Genomic DNA, 17,393 nt, shown 5'->3' on the forward strand with positions numbered 1-17,393 from the left:
TTAAGGGTCTAGTTGAGTGATGAATTCACGGGAAATCGCCGTCCAGTTTCAGTTGGTATAATCGACCCAGACCCGCATTTTTCCGGCCGCCCGATTGTCCCAGGCGTAATAGGGCACGTACGTCAGTGGCTGGCTCGCTACGGTCGTCTGCAACACTTTCATTCCCTGGAGCATCCCATCGCTTTCCGCGATACGGTAGCGGTTTTTGGCCGAAATTTTCAGGGTATTCAGGTCCACGCCTGGGTTGTCGATCTGCTCCAGGCAGTAGACAATGGGGCCGCGCTGAATAGCACGCTTTCCAACATTGGCCTTGACGCGTGGGTCAGCCGCAACCACTTCCACGGGCATATCCAGATCCAACGTGACCACATCCCCTTTCTTCCAGGTCCGGTCCAGCGTCCAGTAGCCTGTGTCCAACTTTTTGGGTTCCATTTTCCGGCCGTTTACCTGCACAGAATACGACTTGCACCAGCCCGGAATCCGGAGTTTGATCACGCCATCCACGGCGGTTTCCGGTTTGACCGCCAGCTTGATGCGGCCTTCCCAGGGGTAGGCCGTTTCCTGCGTGATGACTACCGGCGTTGTTCCCAGTTGCAGGTGCGTTTCACTGGCTACGTATAAGTTAACCAATAACTCCCGGTCTTTCTGAGCGTAAACATAATTACCGACTGATGGCAGAAACCGGGATATGTTGCTCGGGCAGCACGCGCAGCCGAACCAGCTTTGGCGGTGGTGCGCTCCGTCAGATTCCAGCGGATTGACGTAGAAAAATCGGTTTCCCGCGAGGGATACTCCTGCCAGCACCGCATTGTACATCGACCGTTCCATGACATCGGCGTACTTACCATCACCAGACAACAGGTTCATCCGGCTGTTCCACAACACCATGCCTACGGAAGCACAGGTTTCGCTGTAGGCGGTTTTGTTGGGTAGATCATAGTCTTCCACAAATCCTTCGTTGGTAGCCGATGACCCAATGCCGCCCGTGATGTACATGTTCCGCAACACCACATCATCCCAGACCCGCAACAGGGCGGGCAGGTAAGTTTTATCCCGGGTGTTGGCCAGCACATCCGCCATGCCGGTAAACATGTAAGTAGCCCGCACCGCATGGCCTTTGATATCGGCCAGGTCCTTAACCGGCACTTCGGTTTGAATGTCCCGTCTGGCATTGGGGTTGGCATCCCACATGGGTCCTTTTTCGTGGCCATGCCCCCGTTCTTCCAGCAGCCAGTGCGCAAAATTCAAATACCGCTCATCATTGGTAACGTGGTAAAGCTTAACCAGCGCCAGTTCCGGTTCCTGGTGACCCTCCACCCAGTGCCGTTTGCCGGGCCCGAAGATAGCGAGCCAGTGGTCGGCAAACCGGATTCCCACGTCCAGCAGGGCCCGTTTGCCCGTTGCTTTAAAATAGGCGACGCCCGCTTCAATGAGGTGCCCTCCGCAGTACATTTCGTGCCGCCCCACGTCGGTCCAGCGTCCTGAGTCGCCCCACTCATCCTGCGGGTGATCCAGTGTAAAATAGGTGTTGATATAGCCGTCGGGCTGCTGGGCTTTGGCAATGAGGCTCGTCCAGTGATCCATCACCGCTTCAATCTCCGGGTCGCGGTTGTGTTGCAGGGAGTAGGCCATCCCCTCCATCGCCTTGTAAACATCCGAATCATCGAAGAAGATACCCTGGTGTCCACCGGATTTTAAACCTGCAGCCCGTTCAAAATTGGCGATGCGCTGGGTCGAATCCCGCATCTGAGCGATGCAGATTCGCAGGGTCGTCTGGGCGTGGCTTTTCAGCCGGGGCGCCCAGAATTGATCCCGGATGCTAACGGATGTAAACGGTACGGGCTGAATGGCATACCCCTGGGCCCATCCAGCGATGGGAGCCAGCCATGCCACCACGCCCACCCACAGGCGCCAAATTCTATTTTTCATTGTACTCGTTCCAACGGTTTAGTAATTGGGATTCTGTTTCAGAGTTGGCTGCCCATTCTGCATACTTAGGTCAATCTGCGCCAAGGGGATGGGATACAGTTCGTGTTTCCCCTTCACAAAGCGGGCTCCTTTCAGAATCTGGTAATCGTAGGTGGTCGTCTCGTGTTTGATGTACGCATTGAGCACATCCGCCATGTAACCCGTACCATTGTCGTAGCGCTGGAGATCAAAGAACCGGTGCCCCTCCATCGCCAGTTCCAACCGGCGTTCAAACCGTACCGATTCGCGGGCGAACTCCTTTCCTTTGGCCGCAAATTGCCCGGTATACAAGCCAATCTTGTAATTGGCGGCTGGCGTGCTGGTAAAACCTTTGGACGGGTCGCTGTTGTCGACATACGTTTTCACCCATCCTTCGCGGTTGGCGGCCCGCGCCCGGACGAGGTTTACGAGTCGTTCGGCTTCGGCCAGGCTTCCGATCTCTACTTCTACTTCAGCGGCCCACAGCAACACATCGGCAAAGCGAATCATGGTATAATTGTTGGCAGTGGCGTCGGCCCAGCCGTCGATCAATTCGGAATATTTGGCCAGATCGGCCTTTCTGAACCAGGTTTTCTTGGCACTGAACGGCCCTCCTTCGTTCTGGGCAATAATCCACTGCCGCCCGTGCAAGCCCCAATCGAGGTACGGAATGCCACGCCGGCCAACGGTATGGTCCAGCCGCGGATCGACGGTTCCGGTATACGGTGTAAACGGTTCGGTCACGGTCAGGCCCATGTCGTTTTTCATGTTCGTATTGTTGAACGTTTCCAACAGCGGTAGTCCCGTAGCCGAATCCGTTTTGTACGCGTTGACCAGGGAAAACGAAGGTTGATTGGTACCACCATTGCGGATGGTGGGCGTATTAAGCGCTTCTCCGGCATTGCCATTGTAGCCAACGGCCCCGTCGTTGACCGAGGACTGTACCGCAAAAACCGATTCGGAGTTGTTTTTGGCCGACGCCAGCCAGGTATCGGCAAAAAGCGGAACCAGGGCGTATTTTTTACCCGAAGCCGTTACCCCGTTATCGATGATCTCTTTTAGCAACGGTTTGGCTTCGGCAAATTTTCGCTGAAACAGGTATGTTTTGGCCAGAAACGCTTTGGCCGCCCAGCTGTTGGCCCGCCCGACTTCGCTCTTGGTCGGCGTCAGATTATCAGCGGCATATTTAAAATCCGCTTCGATTTTAGGCCATACCGATGTGGAATTGTCGACGTAATAGTTGTTGTTGGCAAACGAAACGGACTCATCCAGGTACGGCACATTTCGCCACATTTTGGCGGCTTCCAGGTGCTGAACGGCCCGGACAAAGATGGCCTCGGCACGGATTTGAGTGATTTCCTGCGGGGTCAGTTCACCCGCCGGAACTTTCGCCAGCACACGCAGCGCATCGTTCGCTCGCTGAATGCCCGCGTAATACACCCGCCACTTTTCGTTAATAATTCCATTCGAAGGGTCCAGGGAGTGGTTTTCAATCAGATTAATGTCCTGCTGGGCACCGTAGGTTCCGCCCTTGTGTGAGTCATCAGCTGCCATGCTGCCAACAATGGCGTTGGCCACCCCAGTCAGGAAAAACGTCCCTGGCCCGCCAACTCCATCCAGCAGTGAATAAGCGCCGATGAGCAGACCATTCACCCCGGCTTTGGTAGCCAGCGCCGTTTCATTCAGGTTCCCCTTGGGCTCCACATCCAGGTAGCTGTCTCGACAGGCGTTGATCGACACCAGGGAAAGCAGGCAGGCTGCCACTACAATTTTATGATACGCTCTTTTCATGTCCTTCGGTTTTGAAAGCCAATGGGTCTAGAATGCCAGATTGAGTCCCAGAATAAAATTCCGCTGGTTGTTGGGGTAATTGCCGTAATCGACGCCAAATGCTGCGCTGCTTCCCATCAGCTCCGGATCAAGTCCCGTGTAGTTGGTAATGGTGAACAGGTTGGCCGCCTGCGTATACACCCGTAGTTTGGTCAGCCCAATTCTCTTCAGCAGGGCCGGGCTGAGGGTATAGCCCAGAATAAGCGATCGCAGCCGCAGGTACGAGCCATCTTCCAGGATGTAGGAGTTGACAACGGTGGTGGTACTGAAAGAAGGTTGTGATTCAAGTTTAGGAATCGTCGTATTCGTATTTTCGGGCGTCCAGGCATTGAGTAGCCGGTTGCTTTTGTTATTGACTGTCGTCGAAAAGAAGTCGGTGGTCATTCGGGTTGCATTGAGGACATCGTTGCCCTGCGAGCCGTAGAAATTGGCGGCCAGATCAAACCCGCGGAACTCCAAACCCAGGTTTAAACCGTAGGTAAATTTAGGATTCGGATTACCAAAAAAGGTCCGGTCATTGGGCGTAATAGCCCCATCACCATCGACATCCCGGTAGCGGAACCGCCCCGGTGCTGCGCCTTCCTGCGTAGGAGCCGCTGCGACCTCGTCAGCACTGTTAAACAAGCCCATCACCTCGTACCCAAAGAACGAACTGACCGGCATACCGACTTGATTACGAACGTGGTAAGAGGCATCGAAATAACCGGGGGCCGGAATCGACATAACCTCATTTTTGTAGGTCGTTACATTGGCATTGGCGTTGTATTGCAACCCGTTGCCAAACCGGCCCCGGTAGCCGGCAGCAATGTCAAAACCGGTGTTCTGAATATCCCCGATGTTGATCACCGGCGGGTTAGCCTCTCCCGTGGTGGCCGGAACTGGCTGGTGAAACAGCAATCCGTCAACGGCCTTCTTGTAATATTCCACGGAGAAATCCAGGCGTGACCGGAACAGGCTAACGTCCAGGCCAATGTTGGTAATTTTGTTCCGCTCCCAACCGGTTCGGGAGTTACCGTTGACAATCTGATAAAAGCCTTGCTGCGCACTGTTGCTGGTCCCGGCAATGTCGTAATATGATTTTTTCAGATCCTGCCCGAATAGCGTGTAGGCATTGGACGGGTCAACGTTGGCTTCAGACCCCAGAACCCCGTAACTGGCCCGGATTTTTACATCACTCACCCAGGAAATCTGCTTCATAAACGCTTCCTGACTGATCCGCCAGCCCAGGCTGACCGACGGAAACACCCCGTAACGGCTTTCTTTTCCGAATTTGGACGAACCGTCGCGCCGGACGGTTGCCCCCAGCAGGTATTTGCCGTCGTACGAATAATCCAGCCGGCCAAACAGCGAAAACAGGGTGTTTTCGTAAGCCCCACTCGTGTTGGTAATGGTACCGGTCCCATTCGTCAGAACGAGGTAATCGTAATTAGTAGCGAAAAAACCGGTTCGGCTACCGCCCAGCGCCCGCCCGTAGCGCCGGATCGCTTCGGAACCCGCCAACACCGAAAGCGAATGTTTGGCAAACTGGTTTTTGTACGTCAGGATGTTGGTCCACATGGAATTGCTTTCGTACCAGGCATTTTCGGAGAAGGAATTCGGGTTACTGTATCCTTCCCGGTTGAAATACGGCGTAGGGGTAAAGGTGTGGTAATAGCCGTTGGTGAAGTTGCCGCCAAAACTGGTTCGCGCCGTCAGGTGCTTGAACAGGTCGACTTCGGCGTATACATTTCCGACCACCGACCAAGTATTGTTGCGGTTATTCCGGGTATTTTCCTGGGCTGCCACGGGGTTTCCCCAGCTCCCCAGTTCCGGGCCCGCCCAGGTGCCACCGTAGTTGCCCCGAATATCCCGAACCGGAATAATGGGCAGCATCACCATAGCGCCCGAAATGGCGTTGAACGTGTTCTGGTTATTAATCTGCGGGTTTTGCTTGTAAAAAACATAGGCGTTTTCACCCACCCGGATATTGGGACGGAGTTTATACTCGGTATTGATCCGGGCAGAATAGCGTTTCAGGTAGGTTTCAATCAGCGTACCCTGCTGGTTGAAGTAACCGAGCGTAAAGAGGTAACTGGATTTTTCGGTACCGCCACTCGCCGTCAGGTTATGATTGGTCATGGCGGCAGGCTTAAAAATGGCGTGAAACCAGTCGGTTCCCGTTTTGTTCACTTCCTGAATCAGGTAGTTTCGGGTAGGATTGGTCAGGTCCAGGTTGTAGCGGGAAGGGTCGACCGCCGGATCGCCCGCCCGCGCCACGCCCGATCCGGCCGGGCCGTTGTACAAAAAATCGGGCAAGCCGTTGGCAAACAGCACGCTGTTGGGGTTCACCTGTTTGCTCAACCGGGCGTACTCTTGCGAAGACAATAAATCAAAGGGGTTCCCCGGTAAAGGTTGTTGTACACCGTAGTATGTTTCATAGGTAAAGGTGGGCTGTCCTGATTTTCCTTTTTTGGTGGTTACGATAATCACCCCGTTGGAACCGCGAACCCCATAGATGGCCGCAGCACCAGCGTCTTTCAACACCTGCATGGACTCAATATCATCGGCGCTAATGTCGTTGAGTTCGGCCTGAATACCGTCCACAATGACCAGTGGACGGGTATTTCCAAACGAACTGATGCCCCGGATAAATACATTGCTTCCGGCCCCCGGGGAGCCCGAACTGATCACATTCACCCCGGCGGCCTGTCCCTGTAAGGCTTGTACCGCCGAACCCGCCGGAATGGATTTCAACGATTTGGTATCAACGATGGCCACTGAGCCCGTAATGTCTTTTTTGCGTTCCGTCGAATACCCCGTCACGACTACTTCGCTCAGGGTCTGCACATCGGCGGTTAACGTTATGTTCAGGGTCGATTGAACGTTGGCGACCGCAATTTCTCGGCTGACGTACCCGATGAATGAGAACACCAGCAAGGCATTATCCGGCACCGTGAGTGAATAATTGCCATTTCCGTCGGTCACCGTACCGGTCGACGTTCCCTTCACCACTACATTCACGCCCGGCAGACTGCCCCCGTTCTGGTCGCTGACTTTCCCTTTGATCGCCCGGTCGATCCTGTTATTGTCGGGAAGTTTTAGAGAGGGCACAAAAGGGGAGCTGTTCAAATGCCTGGCTTTCAGCGTTTCGTGAAACGAACCGTTGTCGTACAATCCCTGACTCCTGCCCGATTTGGGTACTTCCACTTTTTGAATTACCACATACCCCCCGTTTCTGGTTTTTCGGTAACCCAAGCCAAATGGCTTGAGCAAATGTTCCAGACTTCGCTCAATGCGGTTTTCGTACGTAACCTCGTCGGAAGCAATGACGTGACCCTCTACCAGGTGGTCGAAATACAAAATATCCACCCGGTAATGATTTTTGTAGTCCGCCAAAACATCTTTCAGATTTTTCATTACAGGCTTTCCCGGTAGCTGAACGGTTGTTCTGGGTGTACTCGCCAGGAGTTGGGCGAATCCCGACTCGCAATGCCAGCCAATCAGAAGCCATAGCAGAACGGCTTGTACTGTTTTTTTCATAAAAGCTTAGGGTTTAGTCGTTTAGGAATAGCCTTGAGGAAGATTACGTTACGGAGACGCCCGGATTACGACGGAACCATCCTCTAATTTGGTGTACTTCAGATTAATGTCAAGGGTCAGGATATCCAGTAATTCTTCGGCATTCAAAGCCGTAAAAGAGCCCGAAACCGTTAGCTTGGCCAGCTCCTTATCCGGGATCGAAACGGTCAAGCCGAAATTTTCCTTAAAAAGCAGGCAGATCTCACTCAAGGCGGTCTTTTCAAACACAAACCGGTGTAGTTTCCAGGCCGAGTACTTCTGGGGATTCGTCGTCTTCTGTTGCTCCGCCCGCCCGTTGGCATGCACCGTAACCAGATCGCCGGGCTGCATCATCAACTTTTTGCGTTCTCGATCTTTCTGATAGTTCAGCTGAATTTTACCCTTGTTCAATACCACACGGGCAGAAACTAACGGTCTCGCATATACGTTAAACTCCGTTCCCAAGACCTCTACCTCAAATTTTTTCTCGGTTTTTACGACAAACCGTTGGTTGTTCACGGTATGCTCGACGGAAAAATTGGCTTCACCCGAAAGGTGTACTTCGCGGGTCTCCGCTCCAAAACCAAAGCGCGGCACCCGAAGCGAGGAATTCGCATTGAGTATGACTTTGCTGCCGTCCGTCAATTCAATCCGACGAATTTCGCCAAAATCGGTGGTGTACGTTTTATACCTGATGCGGTCGTTGAAAAGCCCGGCCGCAGCCACTAAAATCGCCGAGACGGTGGCAGCCACCAGCCAGGTTTTTCGGGTAAACAACACCTGTCGAAATCGTCTCGGCGCATTCTGGGGCTCTTCCACCCTGTTATCCAGAAGGGTAGTCTGGGTATTGATTCGTTCCCAGTGTCGGTCAATCCCGGCATCGACGTCGGTCATGTATTGCAGGTTGTTATTTTCCCACTCCTGAAGCCACACGAAAAACTGCTCGAAATTGACCGATTCGTTTACCCACCCTTCAATCATTTCTTTTTGAAAAACCGTCGCTCTTCCTTCGAAATAATTGAAAACCATTTCTTTACTGATTTCTGGTTTCATTGTTTGCTACTTTTTGGGCGCCGGCCAGCCAGCAAGACACCTCTATTAAGGATTGTATTCATGATGCGGTTCCTATTTGAACAGGGCGAGAAGAATAACCAGTAACCATTTGTCTTTCAGCAACTTTCTAACCTGGTGCAACGCCATATACACCTGAGCCTCCACCGTGCGCAACGACAGATTGAGTTCATTGGCGATGTCCTGGTACCGTTTTCCCTCGAATCGGTGCATGACGTAAATCTTACGGCGTTTCAGGGGTAACGCATTGATGGCGTTCTCTACATCGTGGTACAGATCTTCGAACTGCGTGATCTGATCCGGGTACTGATGGTGTTCAATCGATACATTTTCGGCGTACTCAATGGTCGTGTTGTGTTTCATTTCGGCCTTCACATAATTAAAGGCCCGGTAACGCACGGCCGTAAAAAGATACGCTCGAAACGAGGTGGTGACGGTTTGATACAGCTCTCCGAAATGGAACTGAAAAAAAACGTCTGATACGATGTCTTCTGCGATTTCCTTGGAGGAAACATACCGGACCGCATGGCTGCAAAGCGGGCGGTAATACCAGCGAAACAGCAGCTCTATCCCCTGATTTTTATCCGTATCGAACGCTTTTCGGATCAATTGTTCAGCGTCCAGAATGCGCACGGTATTGTCCCAATGTTGGTCCAGGTGGGCACACAGCACCTCCAGTTTTTTACGCCCCTTTAATTCTGCGGCATTCTCCATTTGAGCTCATTCAAAATTAGACAATCAGACCACCTATCTTTCCTCTATCTACAAGACAATTGAAGCGAAAAAAAACACCTAAATAAACTTCAAAAAAATTTAATACTGTCTTAACAGGGCCGACAAACGCCCCCAAAAGGGTGCGTTTCGCTCGGTAGCTGTGAGGTGGTGGAAAATAGGGAGCTTTTGTCGTTCCCAACAACGGCATGGAGCGCCAGAACACGTGAAATTACACCCTGAACTTAGCACAGCAGCTTATGCGGGCTAAAAAGCGCTCACCCCCTGGAAACGTTTTCACCCCTTGAGCAGCCCGGCAGGAGCTCAAGGGGTGAAAATCATTTTCTGTGCAAGAAGAGGATAACGTTCAGCCTTTAGCAAGGCCCATCAATGGGGTGTCTGACTCTGGTAGGACTGAATAGTAACTTCCATGACAGGTTCAAACCCGATTGGGTCCCAATTCGCCTGGTGAAAGCGAAGGCCCGTCAGGCGTTTGTTCCTGACACGTTGTGTGGTAAGAAATTCGCGGGCATCGTTCAGGTCATCAACCCGGGAATTGATCAGAAGTCCTTTCTCCAGTAAAAGCGGTATAGCGCGGTACTGCACCGCCGTGTGGTTTTCAGCCTCAAGGGTCATGGTAAGCTGGGGCGGCTGAAAAAGAACTCCCAGCATTTTACCGCAGAATGTGTAATGCGTTTTTGCGTAAAGGACATGCAGCAGCGAGTCGGGGCCCTGCACTTGTAACTTTTCGCCCATTCGGAGTTGAACGGTTTGTTGGCTGATTAGTGTCAACGCCTTCGTTTGAGAGTTCTTCTTCAGGAAAAGCCGCTTATCAGACTGATCATCAACATGGTATCGCTGCAAAATAGCCAGAAGGGTTTGGGTTTCATCCGCCAGAGGATATTTCCCGTCGATGGATTCGTAGCGATAGATAACCCAGTCTGGCGCCGTGGAGGACAGGTACTTCTCCCGGTTTTTGTGATCCAGAAAGCTAGTATACGATTGGTAAGACTGAAGTGTTGGGCGCGGGTTGTAATTCAATCCATTAAAATAAACTTCGGCGATATCATTGGGAATGACATCGGTCGTCTGCCGCCCGATTTTTTGCCGAATTGAAGGTGGGATCGTTGGTTGAGGATCAGGATACGTTTGATGGGCGGCCATCTGAAAGTAATGCATGACCAGCTGTATTTTGTGGGGAAAGATCATTGCATGATTCGCGGGTATTTTTCCAAAGAGAGGGACATATAAAATGAGGTAACTACCGCAATTTAAAAGCAGTAAGCCAAAAACGGCTTTTCGGAGCCGTTCTTCCTGAACACACACCGCCAGCAGGATCAACACCAGACTGGATTGCTTGACAAAAGCCGTCAGATGGCCATCATCGGCCCGGGTGAACGCATACTTAAGAACGATAAAGGAAATCGTCAGCGCCCAGAACAAGGCGAAGATGGTGTTGCGGTGTTGCCGGTCTAGTTTCTGACGGCCTGCAACCCGTTTTACAACGTAAACCAGGGCCAAGAACACTTGCAACAGAAAAGAGGCATACGAGAAAGCGACTATTCGTAACCTGTTGTGGGGGAATATAGCCTGTGATTCATTGTAACCCGTAATCACATGGACACTTGAAGTAACATACCGGATCAAATCCGTACGAAGCCAGTACGCTCCCAGCACCACCAACAGAATCTGTAGCCCAAGAATTTCCAGCAATTGCCCTGTCGTCAGTCGGTTGTCCCAAAAAAGGTACCCTACCAAAACCCCTAAATAGCCAATGGCAATCAGTCCAAAATTAACCTTTAGATAAAAATTGATGGTACACACAACCGTTAAGTAAATAAGTAACCCGCGGTTTGGAGCAGGTTGGAAAACCAGCCGGATTCCCCAGTAAATGACAATATAAAACCAGGTAAAATGAATCCATTCGCCCCACATGCCGTTGACAATGGCCCAAATGAGGAAGTATACGGGTAAGTGCCAAAGCTTAAGCGGGTTGGGCAGGAAACTATACAAAAGGCAGGCCACATTAAGGGCAAAGAACAGGTCAACCAGTAAAAGCTCCGCCGGTGACGTAATGATGGTGTAGCGCTGCAACCAACGCCCAAGCGGCCCGTAGGTAAAAATAACGTCCTGCCCCCAGATCAGCCCTTTTTGATGAATCAACTCCAGGGCAATGCGCCACGAATTATCGATGCCTTCGGTGGGTGTATGCACAAAATCCAGGTACGGAAAGGTGAGCAACAACAGCAGCCCTACAAAACCGTACTTGAGCGCTGGCCGATCAATTTGGGTGTTAATAAGTTTGCCGACTGAGGGCTGCCAGGGCCGATGAGAAGCCGTAGAGGTTAACATAGTGATCCGTTTTTGGGTGCATGAATAGGACGATGTACTTAGAAAGTGAAATGGCTGGGTACGCCAGTAATGCTGCGTGGCACTAGCTGGAGGCCACATCCCGGGCGTGGCATACCCGATCCAGCTTGTAAACCCGGTGCGTGGGTTGGTCTTGGTTTTCCTGGAACTCCGTGATGGAAATGTAAAGATCTTCGGTACGGTCGTGCGACGCGTTGACTAAGCGAACTTCATGTTTGGCCCCCACAAAATCCAGCACCCGTGTCCAGGTTTTTCCGGCATCTCGGGTACACATCATTAAACTTCGGGCGCTATCTGAAAGGCAACTGTAGGACGTTGCCCAAATTTCAGAGGAGGAAGCCGACTGCCGACAGACCATGTTCATGATTGGGCTTCGACGATACGGGTCCGGTAGCACCAACTTCCGAAACCGCTGCCCATCGGTTGTACTGACCACAAAATTGGTTCCACCTAAATAATCGCTGCCAAACAGCACCCCCTCTTCCGTTTCGGCCATCGACAAATAGCCCCCCGTCTGATGGTGGAATTTGGTCACTAAATGCCACTCCTTGTCCGCTTTCACGGCAGTGGCATTCTTTTTCAGCCACAATTGCTTCTTGTTATCGCCATCGGTGAGCAGGATGGCTTTTAACAGGGGTGAGTACTTTACGAGATGAATGTGTTTGTTGACGCCCTGCCGAATCAAAAAATCCGATTTTTCCCAGGTTATTCCCCCATCCGTAGAAGAGTACAGGTAAGCCAGGTTCTGCCACTTATTGCCCTGCCAAATAGAACCGTATTCCCCGATTATCAGAGTCCCGTCGGGTAATTCGGTCATGCCGTTGTTAAATAAAAAATAGCTAATGGAAGACGAAAACCGTAAAACGGGATTGAACGATACGCCCTGATCAGTACTGGCGTAAACGATTCCGTTGGAGCAAATGAAAAGTACGTTTTGCCGACTGACAAAAAGTGCCATAATCGGATGCGCAAATTCATAAACCGAAAATGCCGACTGGCTCTGGTCCTGACTGCAATACAGGGCATTAGGATCTTCGAACCGGGTACCCCAACAAAGCCCGCTCCTTGTTTGAAAACAGAATTTCCAGTCAATGGCAATCCGACGGAAACATAGCTCGTTCTCCCTTAAAAATGCGCTGGTTATCAGGTCATCGGCGGGTTCCTGTTCCTGCCTGGAGATCGATACACTCGGGTGAGCCGTAAATTTAAGGTACCGATCATGGTATCGATATATGTGAAACCGGTGCCTGATCTCCCAGAGGATAAAAGAAATCAACTCCCGTAGTTTGCCAACTCGGTGAATATCCAGCCCAAAACGCCAGGCATGCTTCAAGACCTCCGGGCCTGGCGCCCTGAGCAGGGTAAAATACTTTGATGATAAGTCCATATTGCCGTACTCTTTGTAGGTTCGGGTAATTTTTGAAAAAGAATGGGGTTGTGATCGCATCAAAACCGCCCGTTAAGTCATGATCAGCTTTATATCGGCGTTGGCACCGATAGGTGAATGGCGCCCGATCATTTTCATCAAGCGCATTCACCGAGCACTGAACGCGGACGCATTCAGTGCTCGTGCGGCTATTCGATTGGTTCAAAGGAGTTGTTTAAATGGTGTGGATAGCGTCGATTTATAAGCACAAAAGTGCTTTATCAAGCGCCAGAAGGCGGTTAGATTGGGGACAGATATCGTCAAATTGGGGACAAATCAGCCGAAGAAACCCGGCGGAGGGAAAAATCAGGTGGTTTTTGCGTGCCGGGCGACAAACTCGGTTGGCGTTTGCCCGACCATTTCTTTAAAAACCAGCGAAAAATAAGAAGGTGTACTAAAGCCGACCAAATCTGCCGTTTCGGCCACCGAGTGACCGGCCAGCAGGAAATCGGCACCCTTTCGGATCCGGTATTGCCGGATTAAGTCAGCGGGCGGTAATTGGATCAGACTCTGAAGTTTTCGGTATAGCGTCTTGCGGCTCATGGCCAACGCATCCGCTAACCAGTCTACACCAACGGTTGTATCATCCAGATGCTCATCCAGCAGAGCGAAAACCCGCCTTAAAAAGGGGTCAGCAGTACCCGACAGGATGGGTATTGAAAAGTTGGCAGGCGGAAGGGGTGAATCGCTGGGCGGCTCTGGCAGGGTGAACATTCTCCGGTAGTACGCCCCCAATTTTTGCTGCCGCGTGCGTAGGTTTTGCAGCCGCAGGCGTAGTTCAACCATACTGAAGGGCTTGGAAAGATACTCGTCGGCACCCTGTTCCAGCCCTTGAATCCGGCTTGGTTGAGTCGCTTTGGCCGTCAGCATCACCACGGCTACATGGTCAGTATCCGGATGGTTTTTGATGAGTTGGCATAATTCGTAGCCATCCAGGCGGGGCATCATGACATCCGTCAGCACAATGTCGGGCAGCTCAGCCTGCGCAATATCCCAGCCTTCCTGGCCATCGCCTGCCGCCAGAACCTGGTACAATGGGGTCAGCTCCCCGACCAGAAACTCCCGCAATTCTACATTATCTTCCACGATCAGGATTCGGGCTGCGGGCTGAGGTTCCCGGTTAGGAACCGGAAGAACCGGTTCCCGGAACGAACTTACCTCCACGGGAAGTGGGTGCAGTGTAGGCCTGCTCACCAATGGAAGCTCCTCCGTTGCCGATCCAGGTCCAACGGGTAAGGTCCAACGGAAAGTCGTTCCGATCCCCAATTCACTCTCTACGGTAATTTGGCCGCCGAGCAGCTGAATCAATTCATGAACCAAGGCCAACCCAAGGCCCGTTCCTTCATGGGCCCGGGTGGTAGAGGTGTCAACCTGATAAAACCGGTCAAAAATATGCGGTAGCTGCTGGGGGCCGATGCCGATGCCTGAATCTACCAATTGAAAGTGCACGCCCGTTGGTTCATCGCCCCCCCGAACCGGCTCGACGGTCATTCGGACATGTCCGCCAGCGCCGGTAAACTTGAGCGCGTTAGCAACTAAATTGGTAACTATTTTCTCCCATTTATCCGCATCAAACACCAGCTCCTGCGGAGGGAAGCCTTTCAAATCCCAGGTGAAGGTTATATTTTTCTGTTCCGCTGCTGGGCGAAAATCCGTAAGGAGCTGGTCGATAAACGCATTGGGTAGCCCTCGCCTGAGCGTACTATTCATGTGGTGCCCTTCGAGTTTGGCCAGATCCAGCAACTGGTTGATGAGCCGCAGGAGCTTTTCGGCATTCTGGTGGACCTGCGTCAGGATCGGACCATCAAACCGACTTTCGTGCAGCAATTTCTCAACGGGCGCGATTATCAACGAGAGGGGGGTACGGAATTCGTGGGTGATGTTTGCAAAAAACCGTGTTTTCAGCTCATCAACGATTTTTAGCTGTTCGGCCTGGCGACGGTTTAGCTCCAGTTCCTGGCGTTGCCGGATTCGATGGGTAAAAAACCGGATGGCACCCCAAATGCCGCTAACAAGAAGCAGGCTATACCCTCCATAGGCCCACCACGTAGCCCACCAAGGCGGCAACACAATGAGTTGAAGGGAAGCAACCCGGAAAGACCAGAATCCATTGGCATTAGCCGCTTTTACCCGAAACGTGTAGTCGCCGGGCGGTAGGCTGTTAAAAGAGGCCACTGTGCGGTTTCCGTTGGGTACCCAGTCCTTGTTGATGCCAACGAGCTGATAGGCATATTGATTCTTAATGGGTTGCTCGTACGTCAAAGCCGCAAACCCAATCGTCAATAGATTCTCGTCATGATTCAACCGAATCGTCTTGTCCGTCAGTGGCCGGGGTTTATCCAAAACCGAGAGCCTGGTGATGTGCACCGGAAAGGGTCGTGTATCATCGCGGATCTGCGCGGGGTTGAATTGAACAATCCCATTCTCACTGCCAAAAATGAGGTGATCGCCGTTCCGAAAAACGGCATTTTGCTTGAAATTATCACTCGGCAAACCGTCTGAAAGGGTGTAGGTATGAATGGCTTTGGTGCGGGGATTGATCCGGCAAAGACCGGCGTTGGTGCTTAGCCAGAGCTGCCCTGAAGCATCCCCGGTTATGCCGACAATGGTGTTGCCGGGGATGCCGTCCTGATGGGAAATCACTGAAAACAGACCCGTTCTAGGGTCAAACCGGTTCAACCCGCCCCGGTGCGTGCCGATCCAGATAATGCCCGCATCATCTTCGTACAAAGTCAGCACCTCGTTTGTACTCAGCTCACCCAAATCCCCCGCGGAGTAGCGGATCATCTTCCCAGTTGCAGGGTTCAATCGGCAAAGCCCCAAATGGTTGATGATAATCCATACGTCGCCCGTCTGACTGACCAGCATCCCGTAAACGTACTGGTCCGGAATACCGTTGGAATCCCCGGGCCGGTATTTGTAGTACGTATAGCGGTAGGTCCGGGGATTAAACGAGGCAAACCCCCGCTCCCCTCCCACCCAGATATCACCCGACGGTTTTCGATTGTTGTACTGAACCGCAATGAACTGGGCCGGTATTTCGGATGGATAGCTTATCAACTGACCCGAAGCGGGCTCATAATGATACAAGCCATCGTACGAACCCATCCAAATACCTTCTTTCTCGTCGGGCAAAAAGGCGGTCACCTCGTTAGCATGTTGCTCACTGTTGCCCAATTGGTGAGCCGGTATTCGGTCCAGGTGGCGCTGATCGGCGGAAAGCCGGTACAAAGTCGGCGAATTGTTGAACCAGAGTTGACCACGCTTATCCTGAAACACCGCAAAGGCTCGGTTGTCGGGCATACTCGCCCCGCGTACGTTGGGCTTGACCTGGTAGGTTGAAAAGGGTTTGGTGTTGGCTGCCCGCCGATCGATGCCATTATCGGTACCAACCCATAGCATACCCGACCGGTCATGATAAACCGCCTGAGCGCTGCTACTGCTGAGTCCTTTGTCATCATTCGGAGTGGACTGGTAGGTAAACACCCTATCAGTGGTCGGATCAATGACCTGTAAACCCGTGGTGGTACCTACCCAGACCAGCCCCGTTGTGTCCCGGTGAATGGTGTTGCGCCAGATATAGGGATTAAGTTGCCTGCCGGGGTTGTACGGAATCAATTGCCAGGGTTGTTTGCGCAGGTCGAGCTTAAACAGACTACAGCCGGCCGTTGCTGTTCCCAACCACAACACCTCATTCTGATCCAGATAAAAAGACTGAAAGGAGGGTTGGGAGCTTTTCCAATCCAGCAGAGGAACGAGCGTAAATTGGCCAGTTGAGCGATTGAACAGGTACAAACCCTGGTGGGTTGCCACCCAAAAACGATGCTGGCGATCTTCGAAAACGGTTTTGACCGCAATGTCGGCGACGGGCGACGGATAAAGGGTGAAGTGGTGTTTAGCTGGTTCATAGCGAGCCAAACCCGCCTGGGTACTGATCCAGAGCATGCGTTGCTGGTCCCGATAAACGGAAAGTTGGGTGTTCCAGCGATTGGCCTGGGGCGCATGAATCAGGTGGGGTATCACCTGACCCGTTTTTCGGTTGACTTCGTGCAATCCGCCCCCATCGGTAACGACCCAGAGTTGGTTGGCGTCTCCCGCACACAGGCCCATGATAAATCCATTTTGAAAACTGCGGCTGGGCTCGCCTGGATTGGGCTTGAACACGGTGAAGGTTGAACCGTCGTACTTATTCAGGCCATCCGCCGTTCCGAACCACATAAAACCGTCCTGATCCTGGAGAATAGCCGTCACGTAATTATTGGATAAGCCATCTTCCGCGCTCAGGTGTTCAAATTGATTGGCAATCGGATAGCTCTCGGGTGCCGGTGAGGATGGCAGCGACTGCGCGCCCGTGCGCGGTGGTGCCAGGAGCAGAATCAATAGCCCACAGAAGCGGAAGGTGCATAAGGCCAGCAGTTTTGACATCGGCAGGCAGTACGGATGAACAGAGCTGTAACAGAGCCATAAGATAGTATTTATTTAGAATACTTACTCCGTTGAT

8 protein-coding genes are annotated in these 17,393 nt (G+C 52.1%); all 8 read right to left on the bottom strand.

Annotated elements, in window-relative coordinates:
* Positions 1-48: 48 nt before the first annotated feature.
* Positions 49-1,929 carry a glycoside hydrolase family 127 protein gene (locus ACYVH9_RS26900; protein ID WP_460639530.1) on the bottom strand — a complete coding sequence of 627 codons (1,881 nt, stop codon included), beginning with the start codon at positions 1,927-1,929 and terminating at the stop codon, positions 49-51.
* An 18-nt stretch (positions 1,930-1,947) separates the two neighbouring features.
* Positions 1,948-3,738, bottom strand: coding sequence for a RagB/SusD family nutrient uptake outer membrane protein (locus tag ACYVH9_RS26905; protein WP_460639531.1), 1,791 nt, complete (start codon positions 3,736-3,738; stop codon positions 1,948-1,950).
* Positions 3,739-3,765: 27 nt separating this feature from the next.
* Positions 3,766-7,296, bottom strand: coding sequence for a SusC/RagA family TonB-linked outer membrane protein (locus ACYVH9_RS26910; protein WP_460639532.1), 3,531 nt, complete (start codon positions 7,294-7,296; stop codon positions 3,766-3,768).
* 48 nt (positions 7,297-7,344) lie between these two features.
* The gene (locus tag ACYVH9_RS26915; RefSeq protein WP_460639533.1) at positions 7,345-8,367 is read right to left on the bottom strand and encodes a FecR family protein; all 1,023 of its coding nucleotides are present in this window, start codon (positions 8,365-8,367) and stop codon (positions 7,345-7,347) included.
* A 72-nt stretch (positions 8,368-8,439) separates the two neighbouring features.
* On the bottom strand, positions 8,440-9,099 hold the full coding sequence (locus ACYVH9_RS26920) for a sigma-70 family RNA polymerase sigma factor (protein ID WP_460639534.1): 660 nt from the start codon (positions 9,097-9,099) through the stop codon (positions 8,440-8,442).
* 384 nt (positions 9,100-9,483) lie between these two features.
* Positions 9,484-11,448, bottom strand: a complete 1,965-nt coding sequence (locus ACYVH9_RS26925; RefSeq protein WP_460639535.1) for a hypothetical protein — start codon at positions 11,446-11,448, stop codon at positions 9,484-9,486.
* 82 nt (positions 11,449-11,530) lie between these two features.
* Positions 11,531-12,853, bottom strand: coding sequence for a beta propeller repeat protein (locus ACYVH9_RS26930; protein WP_460639536.1), 1,323 nt, complete (start codon positions 12,851-12,853; stop codon positions 11,531-11,533).
* 345 nt (positions 12,854-13,198) lie between these two features.
* Positions 13,199-17,317 (bottom strand): hybrid sensor histidine kinase/response regulator transcription factor, encoded by a 4,119-nt coding sequence (locus ACYVH9_RS26935; RefSeq protein WP_460639537.1) that lies wholly within the window; start codon positions 17,315-17,317, stop codon positions 13,199-13,201.
* Positions 17,318-17,393: the final 76 nt, after the last annotated feature.

The organism is Larkinella harenae (genome assembly GCF_054780515.1).

Coding starts and splice junctions, on each gene's coding strand:
- ACYVH9_RS26905 (WP_460639531.1), bottom strand. CDS start 3,738: ATGAAAAGAGCGTATCATAAAATTGTAGTGGCAGCCTGCCTGCTTTCC.
- ACYVH9_RS26900 (WP_460639530.1), bottom strand. CDS start 1,929: ATGAAAAATAGAATTTGGCGCCTGTGGGTGGGCGTGGTGGCATGGCTG.
- ACYVH9_RS26930 (WP_460639536.1), bottom strand. CDS start 12,853: ATGGACTTATCATCAAAGTATTTTACCCTGCTCAGGGCGCCAGGCCCG.
- ACYVH9_RS26920 (WP_460639534.1), bottom strand. CDS start 9,099: ATGGAGAATGCCGCAGAATTAAAGGGGCGTAAAAAACTGGAGGTGCTG.
- ACYVH9_RS26925 (WP_460639535.1), bottom strand. CDS start 11,448: ATGTTAACCTCTACGGCTTCTCATCGGCCCTGGCAGCCCTCAGTCGGC.
- ACYVH9_RS26915 (WP_460639533.1), bottom strand. CDS start 8,367: ATGAAACCAGAAATCAGTAAAGAAATGGTTTTCAATTATTTCGAAGGA.
- ACYVH9_RS26935 (WP_460639537.1), bottom strand. CDS start 17,317: ATGTCAAAACTGCTGGCCTTATGCACCTTCCGCTTCTGTGGGCTATTG.
- ACYVH9_RS26910 (WP_460639532.1), bottom strand. CDS start 7,296: ATGAAAAAAACAGTACAAGCCGTTCTGCTATGGCTTCTGATTGGCTGG.